This is a genomic window from Neobacillus sp. WH10, assembly GCF_030123405.1.
In the GTDB taxonomy this organism is placed as follows: Bacteria; Bacillota; Bacilli; order Bacillales; family Cytobacillaceae; genus Neobacillus.
Genome location: NZ_CP126110.1, coordinates 3487392 through 3506540 on the forward strand (window position 1 = coordinate 3487392; position 19149 = coordinate 3506540).

General features: G+C 38.8%; 21 protein-coding genes. All 21 read right to left on the reverse strand.

Annotation, left to right across the window (positions count from 1 at the left end):
- Positions 1-31 precede the first annotated feature (31 nt).
- The 21 genes from QNH20_RS16700 to QNH20_RS16800 all read right to left on the reverse strand — a co-directional run bounded on the left by QNH20_RS16700 (position 32) and on the right by QNH20_RS16800 (position 19122).
- Positions 32-610 carry a YpmS family protein gene (locus tag QNH20_RS16700; protein WP_283919107.1) on the reverse strand — a complete coding sequence of 193 codons (579 nt, stop codon included), beginning with the start codon at positions 608-610 and terminating at the stop codon, positions 32-34.
- A complete protein-coding gene (locus QNH20_RS16705; protein ID WP_283919108.1) occupies positions 611-1435 on the reverse strand; it encodes an SGNH/GDSL hydrolase family protein in 825 nt (274 codons plus the stop codon). It lies immediately after the preceding gene.
- Between the two features lie 148 nt (positions 1436-1583).
- The gene (locus QNH20_RS16710; protein ID WP_283919109.1) at positions 1584-2162 is read right to left on the reverse strand and encodes an SCO family protein; all 579 of its coding nucleotides are present in this window, start codon (positions 2160-2162) and stop codon (positions 1584-1586) included.
- A 79-nt stretch (positions 2163-2241) separates the two neighbouring features.
- Positions 2242-3399: a Ger(x)C family spore germination protein gene (locus QNH20_RS16715; RefSeq protein ID WP_283919110.1), complete on the reverse strand. Its 1158-nt coding sequence runs from the start codon at positions 3397-3399 to the stop codon at positions 2242-2244.
- Positions 3383-4504: a GerAB/ArcD/ProY family transporter gene (locus QNH20_RS16720; protein ID WP_283919111.1), complete on the reverse strand. Its 1122-nt coding sequence runs from the start codon at positions 4502-4504 to the stop codon at positions 3383-3385. Before QNH20_RS16720 ends, QNH20_RS16715 begins: the two co-directional genes overlap by 17 nt.
- Before the next feature lie 11 nt (positions 4505-4515).
- Positions 4516-6030: a spore germination protein gene (locus QNH20_RS16725; RefSeq protein WP_283919112.1), complete on the reverse strand. Its 1515-nt coding sequence runs from the start codon at positions 6028-6030 to the stop codon at positions 4516-4518.
- A 104-nt stretch (positions 6031-6134) separates the two neighbouring features.
- Positions 6135-6977 carry a DegV family protein gene (locus QNH20_RS16730; protein ID WP_283919113.1) on the reverse strand — a complete coding sequence of 281 codons (843 nt, stop codon included), beginning with the start codon at positions 6975-6977 and terminating at the stop codon, positions 6135-6137.
- 119 nt (positions 6978-7096) lie between these two features.
- On the reverse strand, positions 7097-7348 hold the full coding sequence (locus tag QNH20_RS16735; RefSeq protein WP_283919114.1) for a DUF2535 family protein: 252 nt from the start codon (positions 7346-7348) through the stop codon (positions 7097-7099).
- A gap of 249 nt (positions 7349-7597) precedes the next feature.
- The gene (gene hypE, locus QNH20_RS16740) at positions 7598-8599 is read right to left on the reverse strand and encodes a hydrogenase expression/formation protein HypE (protein WP_283919115.1); all 1002 of its coding nucleotides are present in this window, start codon (positions 8597-8599) and stop codon (positions 7598-7600) included.
- Positions 8599-9711: a hydrogenase formation protein HypD gene (gene hypD / locus QNH20_RS16745; protein WP_283919116.1), complete on the reverse strand. Its 1113-nt coding sequence runs from the start codon at positions 9709-9711 to the stop codon at positions 8599-8601. The genes hypE and hypD overlap by 1 nt, the downstream gene beginning before the upstream one ends.
- Complete coding sequence (locus QNH20_RS16750) at positions 9683-9919, reverse strand: HypC/HybG/HupF family hydrogenase formation chaperone (RefSeq protein WP_283919117.1); 237 nt, start codon at positions 9917-9919, stop codon at positions 9683-9685. The genes hypD and QNH20_RS16750 overlap by 29 nt, the downstream gene beginning before the upstream one ends.
- Positions 9892-12201: a carbamoyltransferase HypF gene (hypF, locus tag QNH20_RS16755; RefSeq protein ID WP_283919118.1), complete on the reverse strand. Its 2310-nt coding sequence runs from the start codon at positions 12199-12201 to the stop codon at positions 9892-9894. Before hypF ends, QNH20_RS16750 begins: the two co-directional genes overlap by 28 nt.
- The gene (gene hypB / locus QNH20_RS16760) at positions 12186-12845 is read right to left on the reverse strand and encodes a hydrogenase nickel incorporation protein HypB (RefSeq protein ID WP_283919119.1); all 660 of its coding nucleotides are present in this window, start codon (positions 12843-12845) and stop codon (positions 12186-12188) included. Before hypB ends, hypF begins: the two co-directional genes overlap by 16 nt.
- Complete coding sequence (locus QNH20_RS16765; RefSeq protein ID WP_283919120.1) at positions 12842-13201, reverse strand: hydrogenase maturation nickel metallochaperone HypA/HybF; 360 nt, start codon at positions 13199-13201, stop codon at positions 12842-12844. The genes hypB and QNH20_RS16765 overlap by 4 nt, the downstream gene beginning before the upstream one ends.
- 21 nt (positions 13202-13222) lie before the next feature.
- Positions 13223-13636: a hypothetical protein gene (locus QNH20_RS16770; RefSeq protein WP_283919121.1), complete on the reverse strand. Its 414-nt coding sequence runs from the start codon at positions 13634-13636 to the stop codon at positions 13223-13225.
- Positions 13633-14121 carry a HyaD/HybD family hydrogenase maturation endopeptidase gene (locus QNH20_RS16775; RefSeq protein ID WP_283919122.1) on the reverse strand — a complete coding sequence of 163 codons (489 nt, stop codon included), beginning with the start codon at positions 14119-14121 and terminating at the stop codon, positions 13633-13635. Before QNH20_RS16775 ends, QNH20_RS16770 begins: the two co-directional genes overlap by 4 nt.
- The gene (gene cybH, locus QNH20_RS16780) at positions 14111-14905 is read right to left on the reverse strand and encodes a Ni/Fe-hydrogenase, b-type cytochrome subunit (protein ID WP_283919123.1); all 795 of its coding nucleotides are present in this window, start codon (positions 14903-14905) and stop codon (positions 14111-14113) included. The genes QNH20_RS16775 and cybH overlap by 11 nt, the downstream gene beginning before the upstream one ends.
- 11 nt (positions 14906-14916) lie before the next feature.
- Positions 14917-16638, reverse strand: a complete 1722-nt coding sequence (locus QNH20_RS16785) for a nickel-dependent hydrogenase large subunit (RefSeq protein ID WP_283919124.1) — start codon at positions 16636-16638, stop codon at positions 14917-14919.
- Entirely contained in the window at positions 16631-17710 is a 1080-nt protein-coding gene (locus QNH20_RS16790) for a hydrogenase small subunit (protein ID WP_283919125.1), read from the reverse strand. Before QNH20_RS16790 ends, QNH20_RS16785 begins: the two co-directional genes overlap by 8 nt.
- Before the next feature lie 266 nt (positions 17711-17976).
- On the reverse strand, positions 17977-18729 hold the full coding sequence (gene tatC / locus QNH20_RS16795) for a twin-arginine translocase subunit TatC (RefSeq protein ID WP_283919126.1): 753 nt from the start codon (positions 18727-18729) through the stop codon (positions 17977-17979).
- A gap of 198 nt (positions 18730-18927) precedes the next feature.
- Positions 18928-19122: a twin-arginine translocase TatA/TatE family subunit gene (locus QNH20_RS16800; protein WP_149870705.1), complete on the reverse strand. Its 195-nt coding sequence runs from the start codon at positions 19120-19122 to the stop codon at positions 18928-18930.
- Positions 19123-19149 lie beyond the last annotated feature (27 nt).

Here is a 19149-nt window from a genome sequence, read left to right on the forward strand (position 1 = left end):
AAAAATTGGTGCCCCGTAAAAAACGAGGCACCTACTTAACGGGCACTAAAATAGTAAAAGTAATATCATCTTTCTTCAGATCAAATTTATCTGCTTTGATTTTCAGATTGCTCTTCAGTTTTAATTGCTGCATATGGATATAGACGAGATGATCATTCGGTCTAATCTCGACTCCTTTTGGCAGCTTATAATTTTCACTAATAAAGTTTAACACGTATGAAATCGGCAGATTTAACTTACCGACTGACATTGATTGTTGCTCCAAAACCAAATCACCATTTTTTTGTGCTATAGGTTCAAAGGTCAATTTCAAATTTAGTTTTTCACTAAAAAATGGTAACGTTCCGTATAGTTCAACTTCATCTCCTAATATGACCCGATAATCAATCGAAGAATCAGCAGCTTCTTCTTTAAGATAATAGTTAATAAGCCTATTTAAGTCATACTTGTTTGATTTAACATGAAAAGAAACTTGCTCACCAGTTGGACTCTTTAATTTGCTGATTTCCTTCTCATTCGACGGAGCCATTGCTAGTGATAAAATAATTATAACGAACAAAAGGTTAATTCCTAACAAGAGAAGGAATCCAATTTTCCATTTGTTTTTCATCTAATTCTCCTCTGTACTGACCGTATATGGCGTTTTCTCCAGATCAGGTATTACTCGCTCACTCAAAGTCTCGTTCAGCCTCTCGGCAATTAGTTTATATCCTTTGTCATTTGGGTGGAAATGATCGGTAAACAAAAGATCTTCGGTTGCATTTAAAAATGCATCTTCAATCTCAACGAAGTAGGCATTTGGATATTTAGTAATTACACTTTGACCAACTTGATTCCAGTCGGCAACAATTTCATCCATTTCTTTAATATCGGAAAACCACTTTGAAAATGGATTGTACAATCCTACCAGAACGATGGATGCGTTTGGATTTTCCTGGACAATTGCCTCCATAATTTGTGATAAATGATTACGATAGGAATCTTTTTCCTTGATGAAATCAGATACTTGAAGGTTCGAAATATTGTCCTTTACGACTTTCATAATATCATTTCCGCCGATTGTAAGGATAACCAAATCCGCCTTTTGTAATACTTCCTTCATTTCAGGCGTTTTGAGTCTTTTTAACAGTTGTGTTGTCCGATTACCCGTTACACCAAAATTATGGAAATCAACTTCCTTGATTCCTTTTTCTTTTTCTAGCATCGTTTTTAAGTAAGGCAAGTAACCGCCTTGATCAGTACTATCGCCAACACCTTGTGTTAAAGAATCTCCAGCAGACACTATCGTCAATTTTCGCGGGTAAAAATCAGCGGGGATTTGTGCAAAAACCTGTGCTGCTACTTTCTTTTCCTGATGCAGCACCAAAGGATCGGATGAACTGCATGAACATAATAATACTACCGAGAGAAGTAGAGGGGTGAAAAACTTTTTCATTTTTTATTCACCTGCCTTCTAAAAGTAATATTATCCCGTATAAATGCGTAATTTGAAGTTTCACTTTATTATAACATGACTATATTCATTCAAAACAAATATGTACTATATCCTATTCCTTCCAAAAAAAATAGACCCATTTAAAGGTCTATTGCAATGTTTTAATATCGTTGATTATATCATCAAAAGGAACATCCCTGTCCCCTTTATATGATTTTTTGATATTTCCTTCCTGATCAACTAAATAAAGAAAGGTTTGATGTATGACTTGATTGCCCTCTTCTGGTTTTTTGACAATCGTTTTAAAATTTTTCATTGCATATTCTTCAATAAACGCTTGAGAATACCCTGTTAGAAACGTCCAATTTTTAAAATCCACACCAAATTGATTGGCATAACGAGTCAATACTTCAGGTGTATCTACTGTTGGATCGACACTAAAGGAGACGAATTCCACATCCTTCAAGCCTTCCTCTTTCACCATTTTTTGTATTTTACTCATATTAGATGTCATTGGCGGGCAAACGTCCACACAGCTTGTAAAAATAAAATCAGAAATCCACACCTTACCCTTTAAATCCTTTAATCCTAATTGCTTGTTATCCTGTGTAGTAGCTGTAAAATCCTTTACCGGCCAATTTAAAGGATTTTCAATTTCTTTTTTTCCACATGCTGTCATTAACAGCGTACTAATCACTAAAAAAATTAACAAAAACCGAGTCTTCATCTTATCACCTGCAACCCTCTTCTATTCCTTTTCGTGAATAGTGTAACAAAGATATGAAAAAGAAGGAAGAAAATTGTTTTTAATCTGTCACCCCGGTTTTGACAATCGTGTTATTTACATGAACATCAAATGTTGCATCCTTATATTTATCTTTCCATTCCTTTTTACTAAGCATTTTTCCGCGATTATTTGCTATATATTTATTTCCAAATCCTACTGGATCAACTTGTTTCTCTTGGAAAAAGATGAGTAAATTTTTTATTTCCTTTTCCATTTCCTTATTTACAACCTTTTCGATAAACTTAATATTCTTTGGATTAGCCAAATCCAATATTTCTGTAGCTTCTAACAATCTAGATTCTATCTTTATTTCCACCTTAAAACGGAGATTCTTTTTATCGACCAATTTGATTTTTGTATTACTGTGAAGATTATCAATATTAATAAAAAATTTATTGTAAACCGTTCTAAATCTATTTCCTTGTTCATTTCTGATAATCCTTTTAAATCGGGAACGTTTAAAACCCATTTCATGCGTCCCTGATTTAAATTTATCAGATAATATTTTTAAATAAAAAAGCTTGTCACCTTTTATTTCTGCCACAGCCCGATCATCATGGAATAGCGCCATCCCCGAAAGAATCACATTCCCCTTCTTAAGTTTTAAAATGGGTAAGACTGGATCCCTCCCATGATCATCGTAGGCATGATTAAATTCATAAAGTGTCGGCGGAAGAAGCTGCTCACTTTCGACATTTTGTTTAATTAGATTATATAGGTAGGTCCCTAGATCAACCTTCACATTCTCTTTTTCCATTGTTATTATCGAAGAAGCCTTCCAGTCAGTCACTGTTAAAAAAACCGTATTTCCTATAGTAGGATCACGATTTAAGGCATCAGCAAGTTGAATAATGCCTCTTTCTGCTAATTCCTTACTGTAAATGACACATCTAAGCTGACCAGATACGAGCTCTTGGTCCGTTTCAAGATTCTGCTTTTGCCTTAGGGTCTTGCTCGTATAGGCTTCACTTGTAATTACTTTGGTCAAATTTTTTGCCAAAGGATCAAATTTATGTACAACAGCCGTTCCCCTAATATGATTTTCTTTTTCTAAATCATATCCAACTGCCGTAATAAGTCCTAACTTTTCCAACTGTTTTCTCTCCACACACCCTGAAATGAAAATGATACATGAAAAAAGCACAACGAGCATTTTCCATTTAGGATGGTTCGGCATGTGATTGTTTCCTCCTTAATAACCATTTCTTCAAGTAGACAATAATGGAAAGAATGACAGGATAACAATATGCTGCATAAAAACCGGCCTTAGAAATCATACCTGTAATAAGATTCATTTGATATCTAGATTTTATGAAGAAGGATGCGCCGAAAGCAATTATTGCAATAATCCAAATCCCCATTTTCTGAGTCCGTTTTATTATTCTAGAAAATCCCTTTGAGGCTGCCCATAAGTAGAGGCATATATTTGGTAAAATAACGAGCATCCAAAAGGAAACAGCTAAAAATTCAAATCTTTCTAGATTGGGAAGACGGACAATTTTTAACATTGATATCACAGGCCAGATGACTTTACTAAGGGTATCTTCCGCAAAAAAGAGAATGGATATCAATGTGATAAGTGTAAAGGAAAGCGTTGTGAAGAGATTACCCAATTGCACATATAAAAGAGCTCTCCGTTTCTCCTTTACAAACGGGTAAACAAACATAAGTAATTCAAAACCGATAATCGATAACGTTACACTTTTAATTCCCTTTATCATGTGTGTGATATCTACATTCATAATTGGAAACATATGAGTGGTGTCTATGTAACGCAGCGGTATACATAAAACAAGCAAGAGCCATAAAGTCCCCGTAACTGAAAGAAAAGATACACCAACCATGACTCTAATACCGCCATGGACAGCATAAACAGCTAACAGGATTAGTACAAGTGCAAGCTGCCAGGTTGGCAAATTGGGGAAAATCCAAACCTGGACGATTTCGATATAATTCAAAATAATGATACAGAAACAAGCTGTCAAATAGAGCAAATAGACAAAACTAAGGAAGTTCCCCAGCCATTTTCCGAAAACATCAGCATGAATACCAAATAAATCAGCACTGTCATATTGTTTAAGCATCATCATCATGAACCACAAGACAACAGCGGTGAAACCCCCTGCAAGGAATACAGCAATCCAGGCATCATGTTTTGCGTTTAAAAATACAATCCTTGGGAGCCCGATAATCCCTACTCCTTCTTGGACGGAGTGAATAATAAAGATGAGGAGAAAAGCATTAAACAGTAAACTTTCCTTTGGATGTAAATTTACTTTCATGTTGTTCGCTCCTATTCATCTACATCCTTTTTTTTCACTTTTTGCGCTGAAAATCTTTGAGCATCGATTGGGTGGTTCGTTAATGGCCGTTCTGAAAGATATTGAGTTGGTACACGAAAGAAACTATATCCCAAATCTTTCCATCTCAACGGATAAACAGGTGAAAGATAGGAACCTCCCAATGTGTCCAATTTTAAAAGGTGAATGATAAAAAAACAAAAAGCAAGCATGATCCCGATTCCTCCCCAAAAACCCGCTAATAAAATAATCGGAAACCGTATGATCCTAATAGCCGTACCCATTATATAACTAGGAGTGGTAAATGAGCCAAGCGCACTCAGTGCAATGATAATAATTAAAATATTACTTGTAAATCCGGCGTTTACTGCAGCTTGCCCGATGACAATACCGCCAACGATACCCATAGTTTGACCGACCTTAGTTGGCAGCCTAGCTCCTGCCTCACGTAATAGCTCAATAAAAAATTCAAGCAGAAGTGCCTCAAACATAGGTGGAAATGGTACGTTCGCTCTTGATTGTCCCAATGAAACAAGCAATGGCGAAGGAATGACTTCATAATGATAGGTCAAAACTGCTACATAGGCTGGTGTGAGAAGAACAGATAAAAAAGCTGCAAATATTCGCAATAATCTTAGAGCAAGCCCCATGTTCCACCGCATATACACATCTTCTGTTGATTCGAAAAAGGTAAAAAATGGAGATGGCCCATATAGGACGTCTGGGCTCCTGTCCATTAAAACAACAACTTTCCCATGCAATAAGGCAATCGTGACACGATCAGGAAGTTCTGTTGTCACTAATTGCGGGAAAACAGTCCAACTATTATTTTCAATTAATTGACCAAGGACTGTTGTGCCGGCAACATAATCAATCTCGAGTTGACTTATTTTCTCTCGAAATGCGTTGACATTTTCTTCATCAGCTATGTCTTTTATATAGACTAGCTTTGCCTTTGTTTTTGTTCTTGTTCCAACCGTCAAATCCTCCATGCATAGGTTTATATCTTTGATGTTTTGTCTTAAAATATTCATATTGCCGATAAGTGATTCGGTAAAGGAAATTTTGGGCCCATAAACAAGTGATTCCGTTTCTGCCTTTTCAACTCCTCTTTCTACCGTTTTACTAACATCACCGAGTATTCCATAAGGCTGGCCTTCAACATAAATGTATACCTTTCCTACGTTTATCCCCTCTACTACTTTATCTAATTGATTTTGAGCGGATAAATTGGCAATAGGGAGGATTTGCGCAATTCCTTCACAGGTCCATTCGGTATGGGTGTTGTCTTGAATGGGCGCAATAATAAATTCATCAAGGGTGGTTGTATCAATTAGGCTATTCATATATGAAAGAACAAGTTTGTCACCATCTCGTTTTATGGTTCTAAAAGTCAGATCTTCTCCCACATTGAGTTGACTTTTTATCTGTTCCTTTAATTCATCAATCATTAAACTATGTGGCTTCGATCCTTCGGTGGACTTTTTTCCAGCTAACCATTTGAACATGGGCAACACCTTTTATCATTCAATTTCCCCTTATCTTTTCCAAAATATCTGATTTTATCCATAAAAAAAGGATGGCTCAGTACCATCCTTTACTCAAAAATTATTTATTCATAATAAAACATTAACGCAAATGCACCTTTTCCAGTGTGTGTGCTGACGATTGGATTAGTGTAATCAATTTCCACGTCTTGAAATCCTGTTAATTCAAAAATACTGTCTTTTATTTTTACAGCCAGCTCATAGGCCTCAGCATGCGCAATTCCAACACCTCGGATGGTCTTCCCTTTTACATCTTCAGCAAACTGCTTGGCCATAAATTTAACAACCTGTGAATGACTGCGTAACTTTGTCACCGGCGTATATTCCGCTCCTTCAAGGGAGGCAATCGGTTTGATGTTTAATAGGGAACCGATAAAAGCCTTTCCTTTCCCGATTCGTCCGCCCTTCACAAGGTTCTCTAACGTATCAACCATAATGTATAATTTTGTATGATCACGTACAGTCTCTAATCGCTCGAGAATTTCCTCGATACTTTTCCCCAGTTTGGCCATCTCTGCAGCTTCCCTTACTTGAAAGGAAAGGGCTTTCGAAATATACTTTGAATCGAAAACAGTAACTTTTGTTTCTGTCATCTGGGCTGCACTTTCCGCTGAGCGCACTGTTCCGCTCATTTTTCCCGTCATATGAATGGATAATACTTCATAACCTTCTTCACCAAGACGGTCATAGACTTCAAGAAAGGCACCTGCAGAAGGCTGGGAGCTTTTTGGTAAATCTTTGGAACCACTCATTTTTTCAATAAATTCAACAGGATCGATATCCACCCGATCTAAATAGGTTTCTCCATTTATTGTTACTGCCAAAGGCACAATAATAATACCCAGCTTTTCCGCCATTTCATTTGTTATATCCAATGTTGAATCGGTTACAATTTTTATTTTGCTCATACATTCACATCCCTACCATTACTGCTATGTATTATACAGGTTTCCTGTATTGAATGAAACTAAATCTATCTTTTCTCTTAAAAATAAAACAGCACCGGTCGCCCGATGCTCGAATGAAACTATGCGTTATGTTTTAATTCTCCTACTTCAAACAGCTGCTCATAATCCGGCCATTTCATGACCTTTTTTAAATACTCTTTAAAGGAGTAACATCTCTTTGGCTTGCTTTCCTGATCAATGGAAGCTAGAAACGTCTGTAAACGGACTTGGATCATAAATTTATATGTACTATCTTCCTCCAATACAGGAATATCCATGACTTTAACCTTCTGTCCAACATCATTTTTGAACTCTAGGCTTTTGAATAACAAAATATCAATCCTCTTTTTCACCCGTTTGATACTATTATACACCCAACGAAACACGAAATGTGTCTAATTATGCTTGGTTTGTTAAAATATTTGTGAATTATTTTCCATCAGAAAACTAAAATTGCATAACGGCTCCTGTTTATGATGTTCTTTTAAAATAATTTTTAACACATCAATTAAAATGGATGAAGGAACAAAATAGTAGATGAAAAACAGCCCCCACTCTTATTAGAGAATGAGGGCTGTTTTTTAACATATTCTCGGAAACATCGTTCCTGATAATCTCGTTAATAATCGTTTTGAGCCAAGCGGTGTTTCTAATAATAACTGTCCTTTTCCTTTTCCAATGATGGAACCAATAACAACAGCATCTCTTCCTTCAGGAAATTTACGCAAAATATCAATCACTTTCTCTTTATCACGATTGGCTACAACAATTATCGCTTTTCCTTCATTTGCAAGATACAGTGGATCAAAACCCAATAAGTCACAAACCCCATGAACTTCTTCCTTAACAGGTAAATCAAGTTCATCAATTTTCATCGTTAATTGAAAATCTTCAGCGATTTCAACCAACGTAGTGGCCAGTCCTCCTCTTGTTGGGTCACGCATGATCCGTACACCATCAGTAGAAGTGAGAACACCAGCTAGCATTTTATTCAAAGATGCACAATCGCTTTCAATCGGAACTGATATTCCAAGTTCGCCTCTTGCAGCAAGAACAGCAATCCCGTGATCCCCTATTGTGCCTGACACGATGATTGCGTCTCCTTCTTCAAATTCAAGGCTGCAGCCATTATTATTTTCATAGATTCCAATTCCGGTCGTATTAATGTAAACTCCATCTGCGCTGCCTCGTTCTACTACTTTAGTATCACCGGCCACAATGGTTACACCTGTTTTCTTTGCTTCGTATGCCATATCTGTGACAATTTTTTTTAAATCAGAAATCGGGAAGCCTTCTTCAATAACGAAACCGCAAGTTAAAAAAGCAGGTTTAGCCCCACTTACGGCCAGATCATTCACAGTCCCAGCGACCGCTAATTTACCAATTGACCCGCCGGGAAAAAATACAGGTTTAATGACAAACGAGTCAGTTGTAACTGCAATTCTAGGTGTAGATATCGTTAAAGATGCCGCATCAAATAGGGCTGCATTGCCGTCCCCGAAGGCTTCAATGAATACCTCTTTAATTAATCGATTGCTCAATTCCCCGCCATCACCATGTGCTAAGCTGATATATTTCTCCATTAATAGCTCTCCCTCATGTATTGATAAAATGCCGCACAGCTTCCTTCAGCTGAGACCATACATGGACCAATCGGATTCATTGGGTGGCAAGCTTTACCGAACAATTGACATTCATTAGGAGAAATTAATCCACGTATGACTTCACCACAGCGGCATTTTGTTTTCCTTGGCTCCCCAATTTCCACCGTAAATCGTTTCTTTGCATTAAACTGATCGTATTCTGGTTTTAAATCTAACCCACTTTTCGGAATGACACCTATACCACGCCATGCCTCATCACATTCCGTCAAGTACTGATCAATCCATTTGTGAATCACCCGATTTCCGGATTTACTGACAACTGCGGGATGATTATTTTCAATGGCAGCCCTTCCCGTTAAGGCGATATCAATTAATTTATAAATACCTGTGAGCAATTCTGCTGTTTCAAAGCCAGTAATCACCCCGGAAATGTTGTATTCATCAACTAAGTATTTATAGGAATTCTCACCCAGAACAATCGATACATGACCAGGAAGCAAGAATCCATCCAAATTGACTTCACCGGCATCCAATAAATAGCGAAGAACCGGTTCCACTAGCTTGGTTGTCATCCAAATGGAAAAATTCTTAATCCCTCGTTTTTCCGCTTCCCCTACCATTAAGGTAAGAATTGGAATTGTTGTTTCAAAACCTACTCCAAGAAAAATAACTTCTTTGTCTGGGTTTTCTTCAGCAACCTTAATCGTATCAATTGGCGAATATAATACGCGGATATCCTTTCCGGCAATCTTGGCATCCAGGAGTGTTTTATTTGACCCAGGTACCCTCATCATATCGCCGAATGTACAGATAATCCTATTCTCACCTTCCGCGAGAGCCACCATAGCGTCGATCGAGCGCTGATCCGTTACACAGACAGGACATCCTGGACCGGATATGAGATTCACATCCTCTTTCAAGCATTGCTTAACCCCTGTGCGTGCAAGCGACATTGTATGAGAGCCGCAAACCTCCATAAACGCAGGCTTACGGCCAAACTTCTTCTGGAATTCTTTTGATTTTGCAATAACTGCTTCGACAAGCGGCTTACAAATTTCAGGATTATTCGACTGTTTCAGCATTTCGAGCATCTACAAGCCTCCTCCATTCTTCCACACTTTGCTTTGCATAGGTTTCATCGACAATACTCATGGCCTGACCCGCATGAACAATGACATAATTACCTAGCTCGACTTCAGGTACAAAAATGGTTCCTACCGTCGTCTGGGAACCCATTACATCCACGACTGCACTGTATTCCATTTTTTTCACTACCTTTGCTGGTACTCCAACGCACATTGATTAACACTCCTTTTTGCAGCAGCAACGATTAATTGCCCGAAAGATAATCCCCCATCATTACAAGGAACCTTTTCAGGAACAAACACTTTAAAAGACCTTTCTCTCAATTCAGCAGTAATTCTTTTTCTTAAATAACGATTATGGAAACTTCCGCCAGACAAAACCACCGTTTTCTCAGCAGCAGGATTTTTTTCATTCAAATACACCAAGGCACTGACAATAGCTTGAACAACAGTTTCATGAAATCTTCCGCTAATTGTTTTGACTTCCTTCCCTGTAATAACATCTAAAGCAATTTCTTTCACCATTTTTGAAAAATTAATTGTTAATAACTCTTTGTTCATTAATTCAAATGGGTAAGGTTCGAACAGGACCCTGTCGTCCGCAAGTTCTGCTAACTGTATCGCAGCTTCTCCGTCATAACTGGAAACTTTCGTTACACCGCATAGGGCACTTACCGCATCGAACAACCTTCCACATGTCCCGGCGTAAACAGTATTAACATTCCTTTTAATCATTGCATTCAAAATATCAATCTCTGATAATTTATCTGTAAAAATAGCTTTTGCAAGAGCCATGCCCTCCTCTCCATGAAGCGAGATAAGCATGGCAGCAGCATTTCGCCATGGCTCGCGAATACACTTTTCACCTCCGGGAAGGGGAGTATAGTGTAAATGGGCGATGCGCTCAAACTCAAAAGGATCTCCATATAGAATTTCAAATCCCCATATGTTACCGTCAAGACCAAAGCCTGTACCATCAAGGATGATTCCATAAGCCTTACCGGATATTTGATGTTCCTCCAAACAGGCAGCCATATGGGCATGATGATGCTGGACCTCTATAATTTCATCAAACTTGTATTCTTTTGCCAGATTCTGAATATGATAGGCTGGATGTGCATCGATAACAGCCGTGGTTTTCGGGGTATCAATCCACCTTAATAGATGTTCTAATTCTTGTTCATAATGATCTATCGTTTCAATATTTTCTAAATCACCAATATGAGGACCGACAAAAATCTGCTCATTTCGACCAATCGTAAACGTAGTCTTTTGCTGACCTCCGAAAGCCACAATTCCTGTCACATCTTGACTAGTTGAAAATGGGTCTGGGACATAACCCCTTGACCGGCGCAGAAAATCAAGCTTTCCATCATTCATTTGAATAACAGAATCATCTACGGGATGAAGTATCTCACGATTATGGACGAGATAGAAATCAGCTATTGTCGCTAAATATTGAAGGGCATCTTCATCCTTAAAAAGAATTGGCATCCCTGATGGATTTGCACTTGTCATCACGAGACAAGCTAGATCAGAATCAGTAAATAGTAAATGATGGAGCGGTGTGTATGGGAGCATCACTCCAATCGTGCTCATCCCAGGTGCCACACTATCAGCAAGCGAATATTGGTCATTTTTCTTTAGGACCACAATCGGTGACTCCGGACTTTTCAACAGGTCACGTTCATTCCTATCCAATTCGGCAAGACCTTCCACTTCTGAAATGGAAGCAGCCATAACCGCAAGCGGCCGCAATGGCCGTTTTTTCCTTTTTCGTAATGCAGCCACTGCCTGCTCATTACGAGCATCGCAGCAAAGATGATAACCGCCAATTCCTTTTATCGCTAAAATTTTCCCTTCTTTTAACAACATGACCGCAGCTTTGATTGGTATCTCTGAATCTACTTCCAACCCATTAACATCAAGTAAGCGTACAATTGGTCCGCATGTTGGACATGCAATTGGCTGGGCGTGGTGACGCCGGTTAGTGGGATCTTCATACTCTCTTCTGCAATCGTCGCACATTGGAAAGCTCTTCATCGATGTGTAAGGCCTGTCATAGGGCAATTCCTCGATAATGGTGTAGCGCGGACCACACTGGGTGCAATTGATAAACGGGTATTGATAACGAAAATCCTTTGGGTCATTCATTTCGTTCAAGCAATCATCGCAAACACCCGAATCAATTGGAATAACTAGCGTTGATGTACCAATCCGTTCACTCGGAATGATGGTAAATCCGGTTAGGTTTTGAGACTCAGCCTTTTCTACCAATATCTCATATATTTTTGATAGTCTAGGAGCCTTTTTTTTTAACTCCGATAAAAATGCTTGAACATTCACTAAAGCCCCCTCAAGGTGAATGTTAACGCCGTCCATATTATTCTGAACGGTTCCACTCAGCTGGTATTTGTCTGCAAGCTGAAAGACGAACGGCCGGAAGCCGACGCCCTGCACCCTGCCGCGGACGGCAATCTTTACTGCTGTATCCATTTTGCATAAGCTCCTTCAATCCAAGAAAACCATTCATATAGACCTTCTTGTGTCCGAGCAGAGAGTGGTAGCAGATTAGACTCTGGATTGATTTCTGATAAATCCTTTCGGGCTTCCTCCACACTAAAATCCAAGTATGGAAGTAAATCTATTTTATTTAATAGAACAAGCTCAGTACGCATAAACATTTGCGGATATTTCGGGATTTTATCATTACCTTCGGGAACACTTAAAACGGCGACTTTATGCTGCTGGCCTAAATCATAGCCAGATGGACAAACAAGGTTTCCAACATTTTCGATGAAGAGAATATCGATTTCATCAAGATCAAATTCTGCTAACGCAGCGGCTACCATACGGGCATCAAGGTGACAGCCGCCATGTGTATTGATTTGAACCGCTTTAGCACCCATAGCTCGAATCCGTTCCGCATCCCTTTCTGTTGCTAAATCTCCTTCAATGACGGCGATGCGATATTTTCCGGAAAGTACCCTTACCGTTTCTTCCAATAGTGTGGTCTTTCCTGCTCCAGGAGAGCTCATTAGATTAATCACTAAGGTTTTTGTGTTTTGGAAAAGCTCTCGATTGAACTCTGCAGCCTTATTGTTATTTGTTAACACATCTGTTTTCAATGTCACTTTCATTTTCCATTACTCCCTTCGTATGATAAAACCTGAAATGTTTCCCCTTTCAGCACTTTTCCTGAAGGAAGAAGACAGCTTGGGCATAAAGCTATTTTCTGGTCTGGTTTGTACTCTTTACCACACAGGACACACTTTGCTTTTGCTTCTTCAAGTTGAATCACTAGTTCGGCATTCTTTGTAAATAGATGCAGATTTTCATCGCGAAAAATTTCAAAAGCCATTCTTAAGGCATCTGGCATTGCATTGGCGATCTCTCCGACAATTAATTCAACCTTTTCTATTTTTCCAATACCATTTGCTGCAGCGTCTTCCTGTAAAAGCTGAAGAATATCTCCCATCAACGACATTTCATGCATCACTACCACCCTGTTTCCTATTCATTGGATTCCGATTAAATAAGTATCATTCTTCCGTTTTAATGGGTAGGATCCGAGCTGTAAATCACCGGATTGGGTCCTAAAATTGAATTCTTTTTGACAATTCAAACATTTCCCAGTTGAATATAGTGTTGAAAGGTAAATAATATTCGAACATACAGGACAAACTCCATCGATTGCCTGCATGTTCGTTCCATTAAGATAAACTATTACGGGCTTCCCACCAAAAAACCTCATTTCAAGGTCGGAGTAAAGCTCTTGTTCTTTAATAAAAGAATGCCAAGTAATGCCTAAAGCCCGGTCCGCCACTGCTTCTACCTTTCCTAAGTCCTCGCTTAAAAAAGGCTCATAAACGGATTTAGCCGTTTGGAAAAGGCCTTCTGCCATTTCCTTTAAAAAGTCGCCTCGTTTCATAACACACTTCTCCACAGTTTGACTTGATCCAATACAACATTAGCAAGTTCATTGAGCATGCTTTGATTGGTTTCTGTCAAACCGATTCCTAATTGTAGCGAAGTTGGCTGCATTCCATACATAACAATTTGCTTTGGATATCGTTCCCGCATTTTCGCAGCCAATAAAACCTCTTGGAAACCTAGCTGGTGGATGGACATTTTTATCCCAAAATAAGTAGGAATCTCATCACCCTCTAGCTTGATGATCGTACCGCCTTCTTTGCCGGAATTAATCGCATCAATGATGATAAGGTTTTCAGCATCCTCAACAGGTCCGAGCAATTTCATCCCGTCTGTTAACCCTTCGATAATTTCTATATTTTCATCTTCTTTTAATGCTTCCTCAAGCAATGGTAAAAGGTGAATGCCAACACCCTCATCAGAGAAGAGGGTGTTGCCAATACCAAGAATGGTAATTTTTTTATCTGGCTGTTTATTTTTCATTCTTTTCACCAACTGATTTGTTCGTAGTTGTTTTATAGCCTGTAATCATCGAAGAAATTGATCCATTCCGTTCTAAATAGTCATCACGGAAGGCCATGTACACGTGAATAAGTGTAAATAACATAAAGCCCCATGCGGCTATATGATGCCATGAGCGAATGGTGTAGCTATCGCCTCCAAACAGATATGGCACCCAAACAAACAGTTTTGCCCAGAATGACTCGGGCTGCGGCTCGAAGTACATATAAAAACCTGTTAACAACACGATCCATGAGCCAAGCCCGATAAAAATCCAATAGCTTAACTGCGCAAGTGGGTTATGACCAACATAATGAGGCTTTTTATTTTTCAAAAATAAATAGTATTTAACGGTTTCGAAAACTTCCTTCCAGAACATCCATCTAAGTGGATTGGATGTGGCAAACTTATTACCGATTGCTACCCAATACAATCGGAACATGAGATTAATCACAAAGAGAAATGCTGCAAAAAAATGAATATATCTCATCCACCCCATTAAATTGGAATAATAAGCCTCCTCAGGAATCCCAGCGGATGCAAAGGGTTTCCCAATGTAAATTCCAGTTCCCATTAGTACAAAAATGGCAAGCATATTTAACCAGTGAAAAATCCTTACGGGCAATTCCCAAACATATGCTCTGACTTCATTTTTTATTTGTTTATAAACGATCGGTCTTTCTGGGTGAAACGAGTTCTCGCTGTTGATCACCGGATTTTCAGGGGACGGGCCAGGCGTTTGAGTCGGCAATTTTGGCGCACCCATTTTCTCAACTCCTAACCTATACGAATTTCAGTCGTTTTATTTGTTTCCAAGTCGGTTAAGTGAACGGCACAGGCAAGACATGGGTCAAATGAATGAATAATCCGCATAATTTCTAATGGCTGCTCCTTATTTAACATTGGTGTACCTTTAAGTGCTGCTTCATAGGCACCAATTTTATTTTTGTGATCACGTGGTGATGCATTCCATGTAGAAGGAACAACAGCCTGATAGTTATGTGTTTTCCCATCTTTAATATCAATCCAATGTCCAAGTGCACCGCGTGGTGCTTCCAACCAGCCTACACCCTTGGCTCGTTCCGGCCATGTACTTGGTTCCCATTTTGAACGGTCAAATGTTGTTTGATTACCACTTTTCACATTTTTCAGTAGTTCATCCATGTCATTACGTAACCATCCTGAAATCAAGACCGTTTCAAGACCGCGTGCAACGGTACGTCCTAATGCCGATTGTAAAGCTGTAATTGGAAGATCAAGCTTTTTCAATGTTTCATCAACAATAGTAACAATTTCTTCTTTTCCTGAAGCATAACCAACAAACATCCTTGCAAGCGGACCAGTTTCCATCGGATGCTCTTTCCAGCGTGGGGCTTTTAACCAGCTATACTGTTTATCAGTATCTAGTGTTTTAAACGGTGCTTTTGGCCCGGTATAATTAAACGTGGTCTCACCTTCAAATGGATGCTTTCCTATGCCGCCTTCTTTTCCATCATAGGTATACCAAGAGTGGTCAATAAATTCCTGTACATGCTTAGGATCTTTAAGGTCAACATCTAAAACTTCTTTGAGGTTGCCATTTAAGACAATTCCCCGAGGCATCCGGTATAGCTTCGTATCATAAATGTCACCTGTTGAGAAATCACCATAGCATAAGTAATTATTAATGCCGCCGCCATATGTCCAATCTTTATAAAATGATCCAATTGCGAGTAAATCTGGAATATATACTTGATTTACAAAATCCCGTGCTTGGTCAATAATCTGTGATACATGCATTAACCTTTCTGCATGCACCCCATTATCACTATCAATATCAAGCGGTGTGGCCATTCCTCCCACAACGTAATGCGGGTGAGGGTTTTTACCGCCGAAGATGGTATGAATTTTGACAAATTCTTTTTGCCAATCTAATGCTTCTAAGTAGTGGGCAACGGCAAGTAAGTTCACTTCTGGAGGAAGTTTGTACGCTTTATGACCCCAGTAACCGTTTGCAAAAATCCCTAGCTGCCCGCTTTCAACCAATTTCTTTACCTTATTTTGCACATCAGTGAAGTAGCCTGGTGATGATTTTGGCCAGCTTGATATCGACTGAGCAAGTTGGGAGGTCTCTGCTGGATTTGCACTAATCGCACTGATAACATCTACCCAATCCAAAGCGTGTAAATGATAAAAATGGACAACATGATCATGAATAAATTGGGTCTCGTTCATAATGTCACGGATTAAATGGGCATTTCTTGGAATCTTTATTTTAAGAGCATCCTCTACTGCTCGGATCGATGAAAGAGCATGTACCGAAGTACAAACACCGCAAATTCTCTGCACATAGGCCCAAACATCGCGCGGGTCACGGTCTTTGACAATCAATTCTAGTCCACGGACAGATGTTCCTGAGCTAAATGCATCTTTAATGACACCTTGCTCATCTATATCTACTTCTACACGAAGGTGACCTTCAATTCTTGTTATTGGATCTACTACTATACGTTCACTCATGTTCTTCACCTCGTTTGTCATCTAACTTTTTCTTTATTACCGTCCCTGTAGCATGAACAGCAATGCCCGCAGTGGTCAAGCCGATAGTTGCTAGGCCTACTGTATCTGGATTGATGGTTGTTTGTGTTCCGGGTATTTTGGCTCTCCTCGTATATAATGGGCCATTATCCCAGAAGTCTTTTTCTGAACAACCGAAGCATGGGTTACCGGATTGAATAGGATAGCTTACCCCGCCATTCCAGCGCATTTCCGCACAAGAGTTATAGGTTGTTGGACCTTTACAGCCCACTTTATATAGGCAATATCCTTGTTTTGCACCTTCATCATCAAAAGATTCAACAAACAATCCCGAATCAAAATAAGCTCGTCTGTTACATTTGTCATGAATTCGGTGTCGATAAAACGCTTTCGGCCGACCAAATTGATCTAGCTCCGGTAATTTTCCAAAAGTAATGATGTGTGCTATTACCCCTGTCATGACTTCAGCTATTGGCGGGCATCCTGGAACAAGGATGGTTGGTGTATTCTTTACAAAGCTAGTGACCGGTTTAGCTCCTGTAGGGTTCGGATGCGCAGCAGCAATTCCACCCCAAGCAGAACAGGAACCATAGGCAATAATTGCTTTTGCTTCTGCAGCCATTTCCAAGAATGTTTCCTTTGCCGATTGCCCCCCCACCGTTAAGAAGGCATCATCATCAGGGATACTCCCTTCCACCGCAAGTATATATTCACCTTTATAATCCTTTAATACTTGTTTCATAGAAGCTTCTGCCTGGTGACCGGATGGTACCGAAAGCACTTCAGAATATTCTAGTGAAATCATTTCTAGTAAGACACTTTCTGTCTTCGGTTGTGATGACCGAATAAATGATTCGGAACAACCGGTGCAATCCTGGAATTGCAGCCATACAACTGGTACTCTTGTCTTTGTTTCCATGGCTTTAACAACTTGATCGGACTGTGTAAACTCCAACCCGAGTACGGCAGATAATGCTGTACACATTTTTAGAAAGTCACGCCGGCTAAAACCATGGTCGATCGCGGCTTCATATACCGTTTTCTGTCTCTTCATCCGCTAACCCCTCCACTTAGCATAAATATAAATAAAAATTGATCTCAAGAAAATTGTAGTATAATAATATGCAATTCGTCCTGAATTTTCCGAAAAGTACACAAAGTATCCTTAACTACATTTTTACAATATTTTCTTTTAATAAGTTGGAAATAATAGTAATTCAGCAAAAATATGAATAAGAGTAAACTACTTATTTAATAAGTATTGAAACAAAAAAGACCTTAAGAGATTTAAAAATCTCTTAAGGTCTAGTGTGCTAATATTTATACTTCTATTGCTTCTTCATTCTCCTCATCTTGCTCCGTTTCTTGCTGCTTCTTTAACCGTTTTCGGTAAACAAACTTTGATAAATTAATACTAATTTCATAAAGGAGCAGGAGTGGTAAGGTTACGACAAAATCAGACATAAAGTCTGGTGGAGTAATAACAACAGCAACAATGATTAGAACGAAATAGGCATATTTACGAATTTTTGCTAAGACAAACGGATTAATAATTCCCAGTGATGTCAAGAACATAACCACTACCGGAAGTTCAAACAATACACCAAATGGCAGAGTCATGTTCATAATAAAGCTAAAATATCTTTCAGCAGTGAAGTTTGTGACAAACATATCTTGCCCAATATTTACCAAGAAGTTTAAAACCATTGGAAAAATGGCAAAGTAACCGAAAGCAAGGCCACAAATAAATAAGAGAAATAAAGCAGGTACATATGAAAGGGTTATTTTCCTTTCTACCGGTCTCAATGCCGGCCTAACAAACAACCAAATTTGCAATGCCAGGACAGGAATAGTTGCCGCAATTGCAACAACACCTGCAAGCATGAAATAAATCCACATAATATCACTTGGTCCGAGAACCATCAATTTTTGATCCCCAACAAACCATTTATAAATATCGTCAACGTATATAAAACCAACGATAAAAAAGGCAACAAATGCCAAAGCCGATATGATAATTCGTTTGCGTAATTCCTCTAAATGATCAACTAAATTTAATTCTTTATCGTCCATGTACATCCCCTGCCAATTTCAAATGTTACAAAATGAGCACGTGAATGAGGCTCTCAGTATTATACTGATTGATTCTTTTTAACCTTACCAAGAATTCAACCGAATCGTTCCCACGGTCTGAGAGATTAACATGTTTTCACGCATCCTTATAGTTTTAATACCAAGAAGAAAAAGGTGCAAGACCCAAAATCCTACACCTTATTTAGTCAAGTTTTTCTTTTCTTCTTTAATGTCTTCCATTACATCGTCCGTAAGTTCGCGGGTAGACTTTTTAAATTCCTTTAAAGTTTGTCCAAAAGCTTTTCCGATTTCCGGTAATTTCTTTGGTCCAAAAATAATAAGCGCAAGTGTTAAAATCAAAATTAATCCGGGTACTCCGATATTAGAAAACATGGATTTACATCCCCTTCAAATGTTGTA